This is a genomic window from Micromonospora sp. CB01531 (assembly GCF_001905095.1).
Lineage (GTDB): Bacteria > Actinomycetota > Actinomycetes > Mycobacteriales > Micromonosporaceae > Micromonospora.
Genome location: NZ_LWLS01000002.1, coordinates 192138 through 208923 on the forward strand (window position 1 = coordinate 192138; position 16786 = coordinate 208923).

Here is a 16786-nt window from a genome sequence, read left to right on the forward strand (position 1 = left end):
GTCAGCCGGCGAGCTGGGCGACCAGATCGTCGACCGAGGTGACCGGCCGGTCGCAGACGAACCCCCGGCAGACGTATGCGGTGGAGCGCCCATCCAGCGCCGGCCGCTCGGCCAGCAGCGGCACCCCCGGCTGGTCGGTCCGACCGGCCACGACCACGGCACCGGGCGGGGCGTGCCGGCAGGCGGCGGCCACCAGCGGGTCGCCCGCCGGGTCGTCGGTCACCACCGCGATCTCGTACGGCCCGGACAGCAGCGCCTCCCCGACGGTGGCCGCGTACCCGGTGAACCGGGCGTGCCGGCCGACGATCGGCGCGACCGTCGACAGGGTGGCCTCGGCGGCCTCCCGGTATCGGGTCTCGCCGGTCAACGCCGCGTACGCGACCAGCGCCGCGACGATCGCCGACCGGCCGGACGGGGTGGCGTTGTCGGTGGGGTCGGCCGGCCGGGTGACCAGCCGCTCCGCGTCGTCGGCCGTGTCGTAGAAGCCACCGTCCGGGGCGGCGAACCGGGCCAGCGCCACGTCGAGGAGCTCGCCGGCCAGCGCCAGCCAGCGCCCCTCGCCGGTAAGCTGGTGCATCGCGCAGAACGCCTCGGCCACGCAGCCGTAGTCCTCCAGCACACCGGCCGGCTCGCCGACGACCTTGTCCCGCGACACCCGGCGCAGCCGGCCGTCCACGACGTGCACGGTCGCCAGATGCTCGGCCGCGTCGCGCATCGCGCCGTCGGACACGATGGTGACGCCCTCCATCAGGTTCGCGTCCTCGTCCTCGGGAGCCGCATAGAGCGCGGCGACCTGCTGGAACTCGGCGATCGCGGTGATCGCCAGCCCGTTCCAGGCGGCCACCACCTTGTCGTCCCGGGCCGGCTGGGGTCGAGTGTCCCGGGCGGCGAGCAGCCGCGCCACCACGTCCTGCCAGCGGGCCCGGATCTCCGGGTCGGCGGCGTCCACGTCCCGGGCCAGCCGCAGCACGCTGGTGCCGTGTTCGAAGGTCCCGGACTCGGTCACCCCGAACAGGTCGGCGGCGAAGCGGCCGTCCTCCTCCCCCAGCACGTCGACCAGTTGCGCCGGCGTCCAGACGTAGGTGAGGCCCTCCACGCCCTGGGTGTCCGCGTCCAGCGCGGAGGCGAAGCCCTCGCCGGGCCGGTGCAGTTCGTCGGCGAGGAACCGCGCGGTGTCCCGGGCCACCCGGCGGGCCAGCGGGTCGCCGGTGAGCCGCCACAGCTGGGTGTAGCACCGCAGCAGGAGGGCGTTGTCGTAGAGCATCTTCTCGAAGTGCGGCACGGTCCAGTGGCCGTCCACCGAGTACCGGGCGAAGCCGCCGGCGAGCTGGTCGTAGATGCCGCCCCGGGCCATCGCCTCGGCGGTGTGCCGGACGATCTCCAGGCTCCGGGCCGAGCCGGTGCGCTGGTGGTGCCGGAGCAGGAAGAGCAGGTTCATGTGCGGCGGGAACTTGGGCGCCCCGCCGAACCCGCCGTTCGTCTCGTCGTACTCCCGGGCGAGCTGGTCCGCAGCGGCGTCCAGCAGCTCGGCGGTGAGCGGGGCGGTCAGGCCACCCACGGCCTGGGCTCCACCGATCGCCTCCACCACGGCGGCACCCTGGCGCAGGACGTCCTCCCGCTGGTCCCGCCAGGCGGCGGCGACGGAGCCGAGGAGGCGGATGAAGTTCGGCCGCGGGAAGTACGTGCCGCAGAAGAACGGCGTGCCGTCCGGGGCGGCGAAGACCGTCATGGGCCAGCCGCCCTGGCCGGTCATCGCCTGGGTGGCGGTCATGTAGACGGCGTCGACGTCGGGGCGTTCCTCCCGGTCCACCTTGATCGAGACGAAGTCCTCGTTCATGAGCCGGGCGACCGCGTCGTTCTCGAACGACTCGTGCGCCATCACATGGCACCAGTGGCAGGCCGCGTACCCGACCGAAATGATCACCGGGACGTCCCGCCGCTTCGCCTCGGCGAACGCCTCGTCGCACCAGGGCCACCAGTCGACCGGGTTGTCGGCGTGCTGGAGGAGGTACGGCGACGTGGCGTTGGCGAGTCGGTTCACCCGACGACCATATCGAGCGCGCCCCGGCGGCGCGGACCGCGCGCCCGAGGTGCCGCCGATCGACAGCCGGCGAGCCGTCAGGAGGCGCCGTCGGCGCGCAGCGGAAAGACGTTGCCGCGGGCGGTGTCGAGCAGCGAGCCGAGCACCGCCCCGATCTTCTCGGCCGGCATCGGCTTGAAGAAGTGGTAGCCCTGGGCGGCGGTGCAGCCCAGCTCGGCCAGGGCGGTCCGCTGCTCGGCCGTCTCCACCCCCTCGGCAACCACCCGCAGGCCCAGCTCGTGGGCGAGCCCGACGGTGGTCCGGACGATCGCCGCCGCCTCCGGCGAGTCGGCCATCCGGATCACGAAGGAGCGGTCGACCTTCAGCTCGTCGACGGCGATCCGGGTCAGGAAGGCCAACGAGGAGAACCCGGTGCCGAAGTCGTCGACGGCGAGCTGCACCCCCATCGACCGCAGGGTGGCGAGCACCTCGTCGATGACCTCCATCTCGCTCATCACCACCGTCTCGGTGATCTCCAGGACCAGCCGGTGCGGCGGCACCTGGTGCCGGCGCAACGCCTCGCCGATTTCCGCCGGCAGCCGCGGATCGAGCAGGCTGCGCGCCGACAGGTTGACCGAGATCGGCACGTCCAGCCCCGCACGGGCCCACTCGGCGGCCACCCCCAGCGCCTTGTCCAGCACGTACCGGGTGAAGCTGCCGAGCTGCTCGCTGTTCTCCACCGGGCGGATGAAGTCGGCCGGCCCGAGCCAGCCCCGCCGCGGGTGCCGCCAGCGGATCAACGCCTCCACCCCGGTCGGGGCACCGGTCGCCAGGTCGACCGCCGGCTGCAACGCCAGCACCAACTGGTCGTCGGCCTCCAGGGCCTCCCGCAGCTCGGCGAGGAGCGCCAGGTGGTCGGTGCTCGCCGCGTCCCGGGAGCTGTCGTACGCGGCGACGCTGCCGCCGCCCTCCTTCGCCTGGTACATGGCGATGTCGGCCCGGCGCAGCAGCTCGGTCAGGTCCGCGGTGCCCGCGTCGGCGACCACCACCCCGACGGCCACCTCGACGGACATGCGTACGCCCGCCACCTCGGTCGGTGCGGCGATCCGCTCGGCGATCTCCCGGGCCTGGCGCAGCGCGTACGCCAGCGGAGCGGTCCGGTCGTCGACCACCGGCACCTCGGTCAACAGCAGGGCGAACTCGTCGCCGCCCAGCCGGCCGAGCAGGTCACCCGGGCGGGCAAGGGCGGCCAGCCGGTTCGCGGTCAGCCGCAGCAGCTGGTCCCCGGCCGCGTGCCCGAGCGTGTCGTTGACCTCCTTGAACTGGTTGACGTCGAGCAGCAGCAGCGCCACCGGGTGGTCGTGGGCGAGCTGCCGCAGCGCCTGGTCACCCTTGGTGAGCATGGCGGCCCGGTTGAGCAGCCCGGTGAGCTGGTCGTGCACCGCCTCGTACGACGAACGGGCGGTGACCAGCCGCAGCTCGCGGTGGGTCGCCGCGTCGTGCAGGGCGGCGGCCAGGGCGTCGCCGAACGCGGCGACGGCGTCCCGCTCCCGGGCGCTGGGCGGGGCCGACGGGGGAAAGTGGACCCGCAACTGCCCCACCGCCGCACTGCCCACGGTCAGCGGCCGGATCAGCTCGTGGTCGCTCGCCTCGGTACGCGCCGGGGGCTGCACCTCGCGGTCGCGTACCTGGCCGCCGGTGTCCACCCGATAGCGCCGCCACCGGCCGTCGCCCCGCGCGACGTCCACCTCGACCAGCTCGGCACCGAAGAGGGTTAGCGCCCCGGTCACGGCGGCGGTCGCCACCCCCCGCTCGTCGAGCTGGTTGAGCGCGGCGGTGGCCTCGGCGAACGCCCGCCAGGTGCGCCGTTCCTGGTCGGCCCGCAGCCGGTGGCGGTAGGTCTGCTGAAGCAGCCAGAGCGGCGGGGGCAGGAGCAGCAGCCAGCGGGCGTCGATCTCCAGCAGCGCGACCACCACTAGGCCGACGGCCACGTTGCCGACGAACATGAGCAGCTTGCCCCGGAGCGCCGCGAGCAACGGCGGCCCGATCGGCACCCCGTGCCGCAGCGCGAGGGTGGCCCCGCCGAACCAGGCGGTGGTGAGCAGGTAGGTGACCGAGCCGGCGATCAGCGCGAGGGCGAGCTCGGGGGTAGGGGCGGCGAGCAGCGGCTGGCCGAGTGCGCTGGCCACCGCAGCGGCGAGCGCGGTGGCGGCGGTCAGCGAACCGGCGATCCGGACCAGTTCCAGCGCTGGCCGACGGTCGGCGAGCAGGGACATCGCCGTCCAGGCGGCCCCGGTGCCGAGCAGGGCCGCGGCCGGCAGCCACCCGGCCGGTACGAGGTAGAGACAGACGATCAGGGCCGCCTCGCCCCAGGTGATGCTGACCATTCCGGCGGCGGTGCGGAACCGCAGGCGGGCGAGCTGCGCCACGGCGAACGCGGCCACCGCGATGCCGAACCGGGCGGGCGCCGGCAGCGGGTTGCCCGGCGGGAGGGAGGCGGGCACGGTGAGGCCGAGCACGGCGGCCAGCAGGGCGGTGACCGCCACGGCACCGGTCAGCAGGAGCACCCCGGGCGGGGTGCCGCGCAGGCCCAGCCGATCCGGAGGGTGACCGTCGCTGCCGGAGGTCACGGGCCCACCCCGTCCGCCGGCGGTCCGAGGGCACGGCTGGCGGCCACTGCTGCCACGGACATCGGCGCCCCCCTTCCGCGCACGGCTGGGGCCTTTCGGTCCCCCCGGCGGAAGGCTAAGCCAAAGCCGGTGGTCGCAACAGGGGGCGAGCACCGGCTTCGACGTGATTCACGTGCTTGCTACCCGTTCCGGCGCTGCTCGGAGCCGTTGGGAGCGTTCGTGGGTGAATCCTGCGCGGCGATCCCATCAGTCGGATCGGCGACTGTCGAGTCGACCCGGTCCCGCTCGGCCGGACCGGCCTGCTGCGGGAAACGGTCGGGCAGCCGGCGCAGCCGGGCGTTCATGTTGCGGATCAGCAGGATGGTGACGATGGCCAGCAGCACGATGAGGAAGAGGCCCATCGGACCGGCCAGGCCACCGGTACGGGTGTCACCGAAGTTGTTCTCCGCGAGCACCTGGGCGGTGGTCAGCATGGTGTTCCTCCGATGTGCGGTTGCCGACCAGCGTAGCCCCCTGGCAGATCAGTGGGTATCGCACGTCTCGCGGACCCCGGCGAACAGGTCGGACTCGGGCAGCGGGCTGTCCACCAGCGAGCGGGCGAGCTGGAAGTCCTCGGTGGGCCAGGCACGCCGCTGGAGCTCCATCGGCACGTGGAACCAGAAGCCGTCCGGGTCGATCTGGGTGGCGTGGGCGCGCAGGGCGTCGTCGCGGACCGGGAAGTATTCGGCGCACTCCACCCGGGTGGTGATCCGCGGCCCCTTGTCGGGACGGTCCTCCCAGCGCTTGAGCCACTCCTCGTAGGGCGACTCGAGCCCGGCGGCGAGCATCGCCTCGTGCAGGGCCATGATCTTGCCCTTGGAGAAGCCGATGTCGTAGTAGAGCTTCAGCGGCTGCCACGGCTCACCCAGCTCCGGGTGTCGCTCCGGGTCACCGGCCGCCTCGAACGCGGCGACGGTCACCTTGTGGGTCATGATGTGGTCGGGGTGCGGGTAGCCGCCCTCCTCGTCGTACGTGGTGACGACGTGCGGACGGAACTGGCGCATCAGCCGCACCAGCGGCGCGGCGGCCACGTCGACGTCCTGCTGGCCGAAGCAGCCCTCGGGCAGCGGCGGCAGCGGATCGCCCTCGGGCAGCCCGGAGTCGACGAAGCCGAGCCAGGCCTGCTCGACGCCGAGGATCGCCCGGGCCGCGTCCATCTCGGCGCGGCGGATCTCGCCGATGTTGGCCCAGACGTCCGGCCGGTCCATCTTGGGGTTGAGCACGCTGCCCCGCTCGCCGCCGGTGCAGGTCACGACCAGGACATCCACCCCCTCGGCGACATATTTCGCCATGGTCGCGGCGCCCTTGCTCGACTCGTCGTCGGGATGGGCGTGCACCGCCATGAGACGCAGTTGCTCTGCCACCTTCGGCGCTCCTCGTCTGTGCCGGCCGGCCGGGCCCGCCCGGGCCGACCGGCTGACCTGCCGGAATCTCCCCCCGGGCCCGCGGAAACCCCGTGCCGGCCGTCGACGCCGCCGCCGACCTGCCATCCTTGGTAATGCCCGGGCTGGGAAGATGGACTCTGCCATTCTTGCCGATGCCCACGACAACAACGCCAGGAGATACCCGCCGGTGAGCGAGACGCACGCCACAATCGCACCGGGTGCGCCGGTCTTCCCGCCCGGCCGGTACGGCCGTCGCCGGGAGCCGGGGCGCCGCCGTCCGCTCCTGCTGGCGCTGTCGGTGGCCGTCCTGCTGGCGGTGCTGGGGCTGGTCGCCACCAAGCTCTACACCCAGTACGGCGACCCCGAGTACCGGGCCCAGGTGATCACTTACACCGGGATCACCGACTCGCGGGTGATGGTCGACTTCCGGGTCACCGTGCCCCCGGGCGGCTCGGCGACCTGTGTGCTGCGGGCCCGCACGCACGACGGTGCCGAGGTGGGCCGCGCCGAGGCCACCGTGACCGCCAGCCCCGGTGAGCGGCACGTCACCGCCCGGCACGAGGTGGCCACCACCGCCCGCCCGTTCATCGGCGAGGTCGTGCGCTGCCGGCCGGCCGGCTGAGCCGACCGCCCCACCTGCTCGAACACCTCACGACGGGTCCCGTCACCGGCACCCGTGGTGATCGGCGACACCCCGGCTGGGCCGGCACTGGTAACTTGATAGTTCACCTGTCAGCCAGTCCGCACAACCGAGGAGACCGCCTGTGTCCACCAATGGCAACGAGGCGCCCGCCACCTGGCTGTCCCAGGACGCGTACGACCGCCTCCAGGCCGAGCTCGACGAACTGATCGCCAACCGGCCGGTCATCGCCGCCGAGATCAACGCCCGGCGGGAGGAGGGCGACCTGCGGGAGAACGGTGGCTACCACGCCGCCCGCGAAGAGCAGGGCAAGGCCGAGGGCCGCATCCTCTACCTGAAGGAGCTGCTCCGCACCGCCAAGGTCGGCGAGGCGCCGACCGCCGACGCGGTATCGCCCGGCATGGTCGTCACCATCTACTTCGACGACGACGCCGACGACACGGAGACCTTCCTGCTCGGCTCCCGGGAGATCGCCTCCACCACCGACCTGACCGTCTACAGCCCCGAGTCCGCGCTCGGCAAGGCGATCCTGGGCGGCAAGGCGGGCCAGACCTGCACCTACACGGCGCCCAGCGGCGCCGACATCAAGGTGACGGTCGTCAAGTTCGAGCCGTTCTCCGGCTAACAGCCACCGGACCCGCGCCGGATGGCTCGGGTCCGACCCGACCGAGGCTGACAGGCTCCTCGGACCCGAGCCACACCGAAACCGCCCCGGCCAGCAGGCCGGGGCGGTTTCGCATTCGCGGGCCCCGGACCGGATCATCGGGCCGGGCCGGTCGCGCCGCCGCAGGCCCGCGGCGGGATCACGACTCGCCGGCGAACACCACCTGGTAGCCGCTGGCCCGCAGGGCGCTGATCAGCGTGTCCGAGTGCTCCACGCCGCGAGTCTCCACCGACAGCGCCACCTCCACCTCGCCGAGACGCAGGTGCGGGTTGGCCCGCTGGTGTTCCACGTCGACCACATTGGCCCGGTGCTCGGCGATCTCGTGCAGCAGCGAGGCGAGCTGACCCGGGCGGTCCGTGCAGCGCACGGTGAACCGCAGGTAGCGGCCGGCCGCGGCCAGACCGTGCTCGATCACCCGGAGCATGAGCAGCGGGTCGATGTTGCCGCCGGAGAGCACCGCCACCACCGGCGCCTCCACCTGGACGGTCCCGGCCAGCAGCGCGGCCACACCGACCGCGCCGGCCGGCTCCACCACCTGCTTGCCGCGTTCCAGCAGCATCAGCAGGGCCCGGGAGATGTCCTCCTCGGAGACGGTGACGATGTCGTCGACCAGCTTGCGGACGTGGGTGAAGGTCAGCTCGCCGGGACGGCCGACCGCGATGCCGTCGGCGATCGTCGAGAACGACGACAGGCGGACCGGCTCGCCGGCCTTGAGCGAGGGCGGGAAGGCAGCGGCGGTGGCCGCCTGGACCCCGATCACCCGTACGTCGGGGCGCAGCGCCTTGGCCGCCACCGCCATCCCGGAGATCAGACCGCCACCGCCCACCCCGGTCACGATGGTCTTCACGTCCGGGCACTGTTCGAGGACCTCCAGCGCCACCGTGCCCTGACCGGCGATGACGTCCGGGTGGTCGAACGGGTGGATGAACACCGCTCCGGTCCGCTCGGCGAAGGTCTGCGCCGCCACCAGCGACTCGTCCACCGTGTTGCCGACCAACTCGACCGAGGCGCCGTACCCCTTGGTGGCGGCCACCTTCGGCAGCGGCGCGTTCACCGGCATGAAGACGGTGGCGTGGGTGCCGACCAGGCCGGCGGCGAGCGCCACCCCCTGCGCGTGGTTGCCGGCGCTCGCCGCGACCACGCCGCGGGCCCGCTCCTCCGCGGAGAGCCGGGAGATCCGCACGTACGCCCCGCGCACCTTGTACGACCCGGCGCGTTGCACGTTCTCGCACTTCAGCCACGCCGGCCCGCCCAACGCCGCGCTGAGCGGCCGGGAGGGCTCCAGCGGGGTGGTGCGGGTGACGCCGGCGAGCAGCTCCCGCGCGGCCCGTACGTCGGCGAGACCGACCAGTTCCGTCATGCCCCGATCGTGCCACCCGCCCCCGGCGGAACCTGCGGCGACGCCACCGTCGAATCGGTCACCCCTGCGGCGGCGGCCCGGTGACCGGCTGCGCCGGGTAAGGGTAGCCCTGCGGCGGCGGCCCGCTGACGGGCTGCGCCGGGTAAGGGTAGCCCTGCGGCGGCGGCCCGCTGACGGGCTGCGCCGGGTAGGGGTAGCCCTGCGGCGCGCCGGGAGCCGGCCAGCCGGGGTGGGCGGGCCAGGCCGGCCGGCCGAGGGCGATCCGCTGTTCCTGGGCGGCGGAGATCCGCCGGATCAGCACGATCAGCGACCCCGCGGCGACCAGGCAGGCGACCAGCGGGACCAGGTGCCACCCGAGCACCCCCTGGTAGTAGTCGACATACCGCTGGAACTCGGGGTCCGAGGCGGGGTCCTCGGGCAGGCGGGCGTACGCCTGGTCGTCGCGCCGGCTGACGAGGCGCTCCCCCAGGCTGAAGGCCAGCCACGCCACCCACCAGACGAAGACCAACCCCGGGGTGAACCGCTTCCAGAGGCTGTCCCGGGCGAGGTTGCCGACCACCCGGGCGGGCACCACGAAGTTGGCGAACGGCACCAGCCAGCCGGCGATCGCCCAGCCGGCGCCGAGGTGGGGCAGCGCGCCCGGGAAGGCGTCCAGGTTCTTCCGGGCCCGCCAGGTCCAGACGATCACCAGCATGGCGGCGGTCACGTACGCCAGCAGGAACGGCAGCGAGAGCACCACCTCGATCAGCACCGCGCCGAGCAGCACGTCCGGGTCCTGGCTCTCCCTCGCGCGCCCGGCCAGCACCGCCCCGACCAGCGGAAAGAGCGCCACCACCAGATAGAGCAGCGCGGTCGCACCGACCACGACCGACGCCGCCAGGCCGATGCCCCGCACCGAGTACGTCGGCACGCCCGGGGTGAGGGCGGGCTGGCCGTGTGGGGTGTGGCAGTTCTGACACTCGTTGTCGCTCGGAGACGTCTCGTCCCCGCAGGTGTGGCAGCGCATAGATGACCGTCCAGGGGTGCGTGGGTGCGCACACGCTAGACGATCAAGCGTGGGCCGGCGACCCCGTGCCGATCCGGGGGTAGTCGGGGGCGTGCCGCTGCCACGGCGCCTGCATCTCGAACTGCCCGGCCACGCCGAGCAGCAGCAGCTCCGAGCCGGGTGGGCCGACGAACTGCACGGCGACCGGCAGGCCGTCCGGGCGGCGGCCGACCGGCACCACGATCGCCGGCAGCCCGGCCATGTTCCACGGGCCGGCGTACGGGGCGTACCGGATGTTGGCCTTCATGTTGGCCAGCCAGGACCGGCCGGACCAGCCGTCGGCCGACGGCGGGGGGCCGGCCAGCGCCGGGGTGAGCAGCAGGTCGATCGAGTGGTCGGCGAAGAAGTTCACCGACCGTTCGCGCCAGCCCGCCCGGTCCGCCTCGCGGACGTACCCCCGGCGCTGCGCCCACTCGCCCAACGCGATGTGCCGGCGGCTGCGCCGCTGGAGCCCGCCCCGCTGGAGCCCGGCAGCCTGCGCGTCGGCGGCGGCCGCGGCGAACCAGGTAGCGAGACCCTTGAGGCCGAGCGCGGTCGGGTAGACCGGCTCGGCCGGGACGGCGTCGTGCCCGGCGGCGGCGAGCAGCCGGCCGGCAGCGGCCACCGCGTCCCGGTTGGGCGCGTCCGGCGAGACGCCACGGACCGGCGAGCGCAGCGACACGCCCACCCGCAGCCGCTGCGGCGGCACCAGCTTGTCGGGACGGCGGCCGGCCAGCACGGAGAAGGCGACCGCCGCGTCGGCGACCGTGGTGGTCAGCATGCCGTGCTCGGCGAGGCCGAACCAGTCGTCCGCGCCGAGCTGGTAAGGGATCACGCCCCGGCCGGGCTTGAGCCCGACAAGGCCGCAGCACGCGGCCGGGATGCGGATCGAGCCGAGGCCGTCGTTGCCATGCGCCATCGGCACCAGGCCGGCGGCGACCGCGGCGGCGGCGCCGCCGGACGAACCACCGGGAGTGCGCCGCAGGTCCCACGGGTTGCGGGTCACCGCCGTCTCGTCGTCGGTGACCGCCCAGAGGCCGAGTTCAGGCATCCGGGTCACCCCGAGGATCACCGCGCCGGCGCCGCGCAGCCGCCGGACCACCTCGTGGTCGGCCTCCGCCACCGGCGTACGCGCGGCGACCGAGCCGTTCCAGGTCGGCAGCCCGGCGACCGGGGTGTTCTCCTTGACCGCGACCGGCACCCCGGCCAGCGGGAGGTTGGCCAGGTCCTCCTGCTCGTCGACCTTCTCCGCCTCGGTGATCGACTCCCCGCCGCGCACCGTGCGGAACGCGGCGAGGTGGGCGTCGGCGCGGTCGATGTGATCCAGGTGGTCGGCCACGACCTGGGTGGCGGAGACGTCACCCCGGCGTACGCCCCGGGCGATCTGCTTGGCGGTCGCCCCCACCCAGGTCGTCGGCATGATGTCCGGCACGGCCATCCTCCCCAGCCAGCGGTCAGCCCAGTGCCTGCTCCAGATCGGCGAGCAGGTCGTCGACCGTCTCGATGCCGACAGACAGTCGCACGAGATCGCCGGGAACTTCAAGCGGCGAGCCGGCAGCGCTTGCGTGTGTCATCCGTCCCGGGTGTTCGATCAGGGACTCGACGCCGCCGAGCGACTCGGCGAGCACGAACAGCTTGGCCCGGTTGCAGATCGCCACGGCGTGCTCCTCGCCGCCCGCGGCGCGGAAGGAAATCATGCCGCCGAACCGGCGCATCTGCTTGGCGGCCACCTCGTGGCCGGGGTGCGCGGGCAGACCCGGGTAGAGGACCTCGCCGACCTTGGCGTGACCGTCCAGGTAGGCCGCGATCCGCTCCGCGTTGTCGCAGTGCCGGTCCATCCGTACCCCGAGGGTCTTGATGCCGCGCAGGGTGAGCCAGGCGTCGAACGGCCCGTTGACCGCACCCATCGCGTTCTGGTGGTAGCGCAGCTCGTCGCCGAGCCCGGTGTCGGCGACGACCAGCGCGCCACCGACCACGTCGGAGTGTCCCCCGATGTACTTGGTGGTGGAGTGGACCACCACGTCGGCGCCGTGCGCGATCGGCTGCTGGAGGTACGGCGACGCGAAGGTGTTGTCGACCACCAGCAGCGCCTCCGCGTCGTGCGCGACGGCGGCCAGTGCGGCGATGTCGGCGATGCCGAGCAGCGGGTTGGTCGGCGTCTCCACCCAGACGATCTTCGTGGCGCCGGGACGGATGGCGGCCCGCACGGCGTCCGGGTCGGAGACCTTCGCCGGGGTGTAGCTAAGCCCCCAGCGCTCGGCGACGCGGGCGAAGAGCCGGTACGTGCCGCCGTACGCGTCGTCCGGGATCACCACGTGGTCGCCCGGCTTGCAGACGGTGCGCAGCAGGGTGTCCTCAGCGGCCAGGCCGCTGGCGAACGCGAGCCCGACCGGCCCGCCCTCCAGCGCGGCCAGGCACTCCTGGAGCGCGTCCCGGGTGGGGTTACCGGATCGGCTGTATTCGTAGCCCTGTCGGGGCGCGCCGACGGCGTCCTGGGCGTAGGTGCTGGTCTGGTAGATCGGAGGGATCACCGCGCCGGTGCGGGCCTCCGGGTCCTGGCCGGCATGGATGGCGAGCGTCTCGAAGCCGTGACTCATTCCCGAGACGTTAGTCCGCCGGCCCCTCCCAGTGCGTGGAACCCCGCCGCGGGTCACACCGGTCGTGGTGTCGGTGGAACAGGCCATACTGACTCGGTGACGTCGAATGCACCGCTGCCGTCCCGGCTGACCGGGGCAGCCGACCGGATCCCGGACTCACTGTCGGCGCTGACCGGTCCCGATCATGGCCGGGTCAGTCTGCCGGTACGGCTTGCCTGGTCGGGCCTGAGCGAGTTCGACGTGACCGATTCGCGCCAGCGGCTGACCCTGTATCGGACGCTGATGGACTGCGGCCAACGAGAGGACATCATGCGGTACGTCAACGGACCGCTGCTGCGCCGTGACTGGCCGCGGATCAGGCGACTCACCGCTAGTCGGCTGATCGCCCTGTGGGAGAAGCGACTGCCCGAATTAGCCACCTGATCGTGGACGATACGCATCGACGGTTGCTGCGTATCGGCTTCGCCGCCGGCGACGATCTCGGTCTCGTGCTCGCGGGTGGGTATGCACTGTCAGCACACCAGTTGCTCAGCCGGCCGTCCAGAGACATCGACTTCGCCACTGCCACCGCGCTACCGCTACCGATCGTGGCAGCTCGACTCGCAGACGCGTACGTTGCCGCCGGGTTCAGTTGCCGAATCATCGAGGCAGGCAGCCGGATGGCCCGGCTGCTGGTGTCCGGCGAGACGACGGCGTGCGAGGTGGACCTGTTGAAGGAGGCGATCGGGCCGCCGGCAGCCCTGGGCATCGGACCGGTACTCGCCTTGGACGACGCGATCGGCTTGAAAGTCAGAGCTCTGCACGACCGAGCGGCTCACCGTGACTACGTCGACATCCACGCCGCCAACGAGCGACTGAGCTGGACCGAGCTGGAGGCACTGGGCGCGCGGCACACCGTCGGATTCTCCCTGGAGGAACTGGCCGACCGACTTGGTGCTGTTGACGAGCTGGATGACCACACCTTCGCGTCCTACCGGCTCTCCGACGGCCACATCCGCGAGTTGCGGGCCTGGGCAGCACGGTGGGAGGACAACATCAGGGCACGTCTGGCCAGCGGGGAGGCCGGGCCGACAGGTGTTGCAGACAGCGAATGGGACAGCTACCTCGGCTCGCCCTGACGCCTGACGGAGAGAGCTGGGACTGACACGGCCTCCCGGTGGGCGGCGGTGCCATCGGGGCACATAGCCTGGCCCGGTGAGCGGGTGCGTGTTCTGCGGGATCGTGGCCGGCGAGGTGCCGGCGTTCACCGTGACCGACGAGCCGGACGGGGTGGCCTTCCTGGACACCCGGCCCGTCTTCAAGGGCCACGTGCTGGTGGTGCCGCGCACCCACCTGGTCACCCTCGACACGTTGCCGGCCGAGGCGATCCCGGGCTACTTCCGGCTGGTGCAGCGGCTCATCGTGGCGGTGGAGACCGGTCTGGGGTCCGGTGGGACGTTTGTGGCGGTCAACAACAAGGTGTCCCAGTCCGTCCCGCACCTGCACACCCATGTCGTGCCCCGAACGAAGGGCGACGGGCTGCGCGGCTTCTTCTGGCCGCGGACCCGCTACACCGACGACGCGGAGGCCCGGGGGTACGCCGACCGGATCGCCGCCGCGCTGGCCTGACCTCGCCCCGGGCGGGTAAGGAAGCGTGGACCGGCGGTGTTGCACAGGCTGGGAAAGCCAAGAGAGGAGTCCCACCGTGTTCCTTCGCCGCATGAAGGCCGAGATGATCTCTCCCGACCAGGCCCTGCCGGGCCGCGCGATCGCGATGCCGATCGCCGACCGGCACGAGGTGCTGCCGTCCTCGCTGAAGGGGCCCTTCCCGGAGGGCGCGCAGATCGCCGTGTTCGGGATGGGTTGTTTCTGGGGTGCCGAGCGGCTGTTCTGGACCCTGCCGGGCGTGATCACCACGTCGGCCGGTTACGCGGGCGGCTACACGCCGAACCCGACGTATGAGGAGGTCTGCTCGGGGATGACCGGGCACGCGGAGGTGGTCCAGGTGGTCTACGACCCCAGCCGGATCAGCTACGAGGACCTGCTCAAGGTCTTCTGGGAGAACCACGACCCGACCCAGGGCATGCGCCAGGGCAATGACGTCGGTACGCAGTACCGCTCGGCGATCTACGCCACCACCGACGACCAGCTCGCCACCGCGCAGGCGTCCCGGGACGCGTTCGCGCCGATCGTGGCGCGGGCCGGCAAGGGCGAGATCACCACGAAGATCGCCCGGCTCGGCGCCTACTACTTCGCCGAGGACTACCACCAGCAGTACCTGGCACCGACCAAGAACCCGAACGGGTACTGCAACCACGGCCCGAACGGGCTGAGCTGCCCGGTGGGCGTGGCCCGCACGGCCGGCTGACCAGTCCCGTCGTACCACCGGCCGCCACGCGCGTGGCGGCCGGTCGGCGGTCCGAGTGGCATCGATCGCCGTCCACGCCGCCAGCCCGTTTCCGCCACTGGGACATTCGTCACATAAGCGAGCCCGGCGAATCCTGCCATACCGGCAGCACCGACGCAGAAGCCAACTGCCCGCGTCACGTTCAGCAACCGTCATCGGAAGCAGGAGGCGCGGGCGCGAATAATAGCAATGCGTCGCCCGGTCGTCATCAGCTCAACCGGCGGATCGCAACGTCCTCTGGCAGCATGGGCCGGCATGTGCGGACTGGCTGGGGAGTTCCGCCATGACGGTTCACGCGCCGATGTGACGGCCGTGGAGCGGATGGCGGCCACCATGAGTGACCGAGGACCGGACGACAGCGGGGTGTGGTCACAGGGCCCCATCGCCCTGGGACACCGGCGCCTGAAGATCATCGACCTCTCCTCAGCGAGCGGCCAGCCCCTGGTCGACTCGGCCGCCGGTCTCACCGGCGTCTTCAACGGCTGCATCTACAACTACCGCGAGCTGCGCGCGGAGCTGCAGGCCAAGGGACACCGCTTCTTCTCCTCCGGCGACAGCGAGGTCGTGGTCAAGGCGTACGCCGAGTGGGGGCTCGACTTCGTCGACCACCTGATCGGCATGTTCGCCGTGGCGATCAGCGAGCGGGACACCGGACGGCTGATCCTGGCCCGGGACCGCCTCGGCATCAAGCCGCTCTACCTGACCGAGGCCCCGGGCCTGGTCCGCTTCGCCAGCACCCTGCCGGCGTTGCTGGCCGGCGGCGGCGTCGACACCTCGATCGACCCGGTGGCGCTGGCCCACTACCTGAGCTTCCACAGCATCGTGCCGCCGCCGCGGACCATCCTGCGCGGCGTCACCAAGCTTCCCCCGGCCACCGTCCGGGTGTACGAGCCGGACGGCTCCCGCCACGAGCGGGTCTACTGGGATCCGTCCTTCACCCGGGCCGCCGAGCGGGCCGGCTGGTCCGCACGGGACTGGCAGGACGCGCTGCTGGAGTCGCTGACCACCGCCGTCCGCCGGCGGATGGTGGCCGACGTGCCGGTGGGCGTGCTGCTCTCCGGCGGCCTGGACTCCAGCCTGGTCGTCGCGCTCCTGGCCGGGGAGGGGCAGTCCGGCCTGGCCACCTTCTCGATCGGCTTCGACGCGGTCGGCGGCCGGGACGGCGACGAGTTCGTCTACTCCGACCTGGTCGCCAAGACCTTCGCCACCGACCACCACCAGATCCGGGTGCCCACCGGCGACCTGCTGCCGCCGCTGGAGGCGGCCGTCGCGGCGATGAGCGAACCCATGGTCAGCCACGACTGCGTAGCGTTCTGGCTGCTCAGCCAGGAGGTGGCCCGGCACGTCAAGGTGGTCCAGTCCGGCCAGGGCGCGGACGAGATCCTGGGTGGCTACCACTGGTACCCGCCGCTCGCCGGGATCGACCGCGAGCGGGCACTCGAGACGTACGCGAGGGCGTTCTTCGACCGCGACGCGGCCGGCCTGGCCCGGGTGCTCAACCCGGCGCGGCTGGTCGGCGGCGATCCGGCGCGCGAGTTCGTCGCCACGCATCTCACCCGGCCCGGCGCGCAGACCGCGGTCGACGCCGGCCTGCGGATCGACACCCAGGTCATGCTGACCGACGACCCGGTGAAGCGGGTGGACAACATGACCATGGCGCACGGGCTGGAGGCCCGGGTGCCGTTCCTCGACCACGAGTTCGTGGCGCTCGCCGCGAGCTGCCCGCCGGAGCTGAAGCTGGCCCAGGGCGGCAAGGGCGTACTCAAGGAGATCGGCCGGCGGCTCCTCCCCCACGCGGTCATCGACCGGCCGAAGGGCTACTTCCCGGTGCCGGGCCTCACCCATCTCGAGGGCAAGCTCCTCGACCGGGTACGCGACGCCCTCACCGCCCCCGAGGCCCGCCGCCGCGACCTGTTCCGCGCGGAGTACGTCGACGCACTGCTCGCCGACCCGAACGCCGAACTGACCCCGTTGAACGGAAACAAGCTGTGGCAACTCGGACTCCTGGAAATGTGGCTCCAGAGCCACGGAATCGACTGAC

The 16786-nt window shown here is 72.6% G+C and carries 15 protein-coding genes; 7 read left to right on the forward strand and 8 right to left on the reverse strand.

The window, feature by feature from the left end; all coding sequences use genetic code 11:
• Position 1: 1 nt before the first annotated feature.
• The 4 genes from A6A27_RS03345 to mca form a co-directional block, all read right to left on the reverse strand.
• Entirely contained in the window at positions 2 to 2041 is a 2040-nt protein-coding gene (locus tag A6A27_RS03345) for a thioredoxin domain-containing protein (protein WP_073832856.1), read from the reverse strand.
• A 77-nt stretch (positions 2042 to 2118) separates the two neighbouring features.
• Complete coding sequence (locus tag A6A27_RS03350; protein WP_073832911.1) at positions 2119 to 4614, reverse strand: putative bifunctional diguanylate cyclase/phosphodiesterase; 2496 nt, start codon at positions 4612 to 4614, stop codon at positions 2119 to 2121.
• 215 nt (positions 4615 to 4829) lie between these two features.
• Positions 4830 to 5123: a hypothetical protein gene (locus A6A27_RS03355; RefSeq protein ID WP_073832857.1), complete on the reverse strand. Its 294-nt coding sequence runs from the start codon at positions 5121 to 5123 to the stop codon at positions 4830 to 4832.
• Between the two features lie 48 nt (positions 5124 to 5171).
• Entirely contained in the window at positions 5172 to 6053 is an 882-nt protein-coding gene (gene mca, locus A6A27_RS03360; RefSeq protein ID WP_073832858.1) for a mycothiol conjugate amidase Mca, read from the reverse strand.
• A 208-nt stretch (positions 6054 to 6261) separates the two neighbouring features.
• Here mca and A6A27_RS03365 point away from each other — a divergent pair, with 208 nt between their 5' ends.
• Together A6A27_RS03365 and greA are read left to right on the forward strand one after the other, a co-directional pair.
• A complete protein-coding gene (locus A6A27_RS03365; protein ID WP_073832859.1) occupies positions 6262 to 6696 on the forward strand; it encodes a DUF4307 domain-containing protein in 435 nt (144 codons plus the stop codon).
• A 142-nt stretch (positions 6697 to 6838) separates the two neighbouring features.
• Positions 6839 to 7339 (forward strand): transcription elongation factor GreA, encoded by a 501-nt coding sequence (gene greA, locus A6A27_RS03370; RefSeq protein ID WP_073832860.1) that lies wholly within the window; start codon positions 6839 to 6841, stop codon positions 7337 to 7339.
• Between the two features lie 178 nt (positions 7340 to 7517).
• Here the strand turns inward: greA and ilvA are convergent, their stop codons facing one another.
• From ilvA to A6A27_RS03390, 4 genes are read right to left on the reverse strand one after another with little or no spacing between them, the layout of a single operon-like run.
• The gene (gene ilvA / locus A6A27_RS03375; RefSeq protein ID WP_073832861.1) at positions 7518 to 8738 is read right to left on the reverse strand and encodes a threonine ammonia-lyase; all 1221 of its coding nucleotides are present in this window, start codon (positions 8736 to 8738) and stop codon (positions 7518 to 7520) included.
• A gap of 58 nt (positions 8739 to 8796) precedes the next feature.
• Entirely contained in the window at positions 8797 to 9744 is a 948-nt protein-coding gene (locus tag A6A27_RS03380; RefSeq protein ID WP_073832862.1) for a DUF4328 domain-containing protein, read from the reverse strand.
• A 43-nt stretch (positions 9745 to 9787) separates the two neighbouring features.
• Positions 9788 to 11200 (reverse strand): amidase, encoded by a 1413-nt coding sequence (locus A6A27_RS03385; protein ID WP_073832863.1) that lies wholly within the window; start codon positions 11198 to 11200, stop codon positions 9788 to 9790.
• 16 nt (positions 11201 to 11216) lie between these two features.
• Complete coding sequence (locus tag A6A27_RS03390) at positions 11217 to 12359, reverse strand: cystathionine gamma-synthase (protein ID WP_073832864.1); 1143 nt, start codon at positions 12357 to 12359, stop codon at positions 11217 to 11219.
• Positions 12360 to 12455: 96 nt separating this feature from the next.
• On the opposite strand from A6A27_RS03390, the gene A6A27_RS03395 reads away from it, so the two are divergent.
• The 5 genes from A6A27_RS03395 (at position 12456) to A6A27_RS03415 (ending at position 16785) form a co-directional block, all read left to right on the forward strand.
• Positions 12456 to 12782, forward strand: coding sequence for a hypothetical protein (locus A6A27_RS03395; protein WP_073832865.1), 327 nt, complete (start codon positions 12456 to 12458; stop codon positions 12780 to 12782).
• A gap of 2 nt (positions 12783 to 12784) precedes the next feature.
• The gene (locus A6A27_RS03400; RefSeq protein WP_158073934.1) at positions 12785 to 13477 is read left to right on the forward strand and encodes a nucleotidyl transferase AbiEii/AbiGii toxin family protein; all 693 of its coding nucleotides are present in this window, start codon (positions 12785 to 12787) and stop codon (positions 13475 to 13477) included.
• Positions 13478 to 13553: 76 nt separating this feature from the next.
• Positions 13554 to 13967, forward strand: a complete 414-nt coding sequence (locus tag A6A27_RS03405) for an HIT family protein (RefSeq protein WP_073832866.1) — start codon at positions 13554 to 13556, stop codon at positions 13965 to 13967.
• Between the two features lie 76 nt (positions 13968 to 14043).
• Complete coding sequence (gene msrA / locus A6A27_RS03410) at positions 14044 to 14706, forward strand: peptide-methionine (S)-S-oxide reductase MsrA (RefSeq protein ID WP_073832867.1); 663 nt, start codon at positions 14044 to 14046, stop codon at positions 14704 to 14706.
• A 294-nt stretch (positions 14707 to 15000) separates the two neighbouring features.
• A complete protein-coding gene (locus A6A27_RS03415) occupies positions 15001 to 16785 on the forward strand; it encodes an N-acetylglutaminylglutamine amidotransferase (protein WP_073832868.1) in 1785 nt (594 codons plus the stop codon).
• Position 16786: the final 1 nt, after the last annotated feature.

Excerpts from the sequence above, each read along its gene's own strand:
- A6A27_RS03355 (WP_073832857.1), bottom strand. The coding sequence starts at position 5,123 with ATGCTGACCACCGCCCAGGTGCTCGCGGAGAACAACTTCGGTGACACC.
- ilvA (WP_073832861.1), bottom strand. The coding sequence starts at position 8,738 with ATGACGGAACTGGTCGGTCTCGCCGACGTACGGGCCGCGCGGGAGCTG.
- A6A27_RS03380 (WP_073832862.1), bottom strand. The coding sequence starts at position 9,744 with ATGCGCTGCCACACCTGCGGGGACGAGACGTCTCCGAGCGACAACGAG.
- A6A27_RS03385 (WP_073832863.1), bottom strand. The coding sequence starts at position 11,200 with ATGGCCGTGCCGGACATCATGCCGACGACCTGGGTGGGGGCGACCGCC.
- A6A27_RS03390 (WP_073832864.1), bottom strand. The coding sequence starts at position 12,359 with ATGAGTCACGGCTTCGAGACGCTCGCCATCCATGCCGGCCAGGACCCG.
- A6A27_RS03415 (WP_073832868.1), top strand. The coding sequence starts at position 15,001 with ATGTGCGGACTGGCTGGGGAGTTCCGCCATGACGGTTCACGCGCCGAT.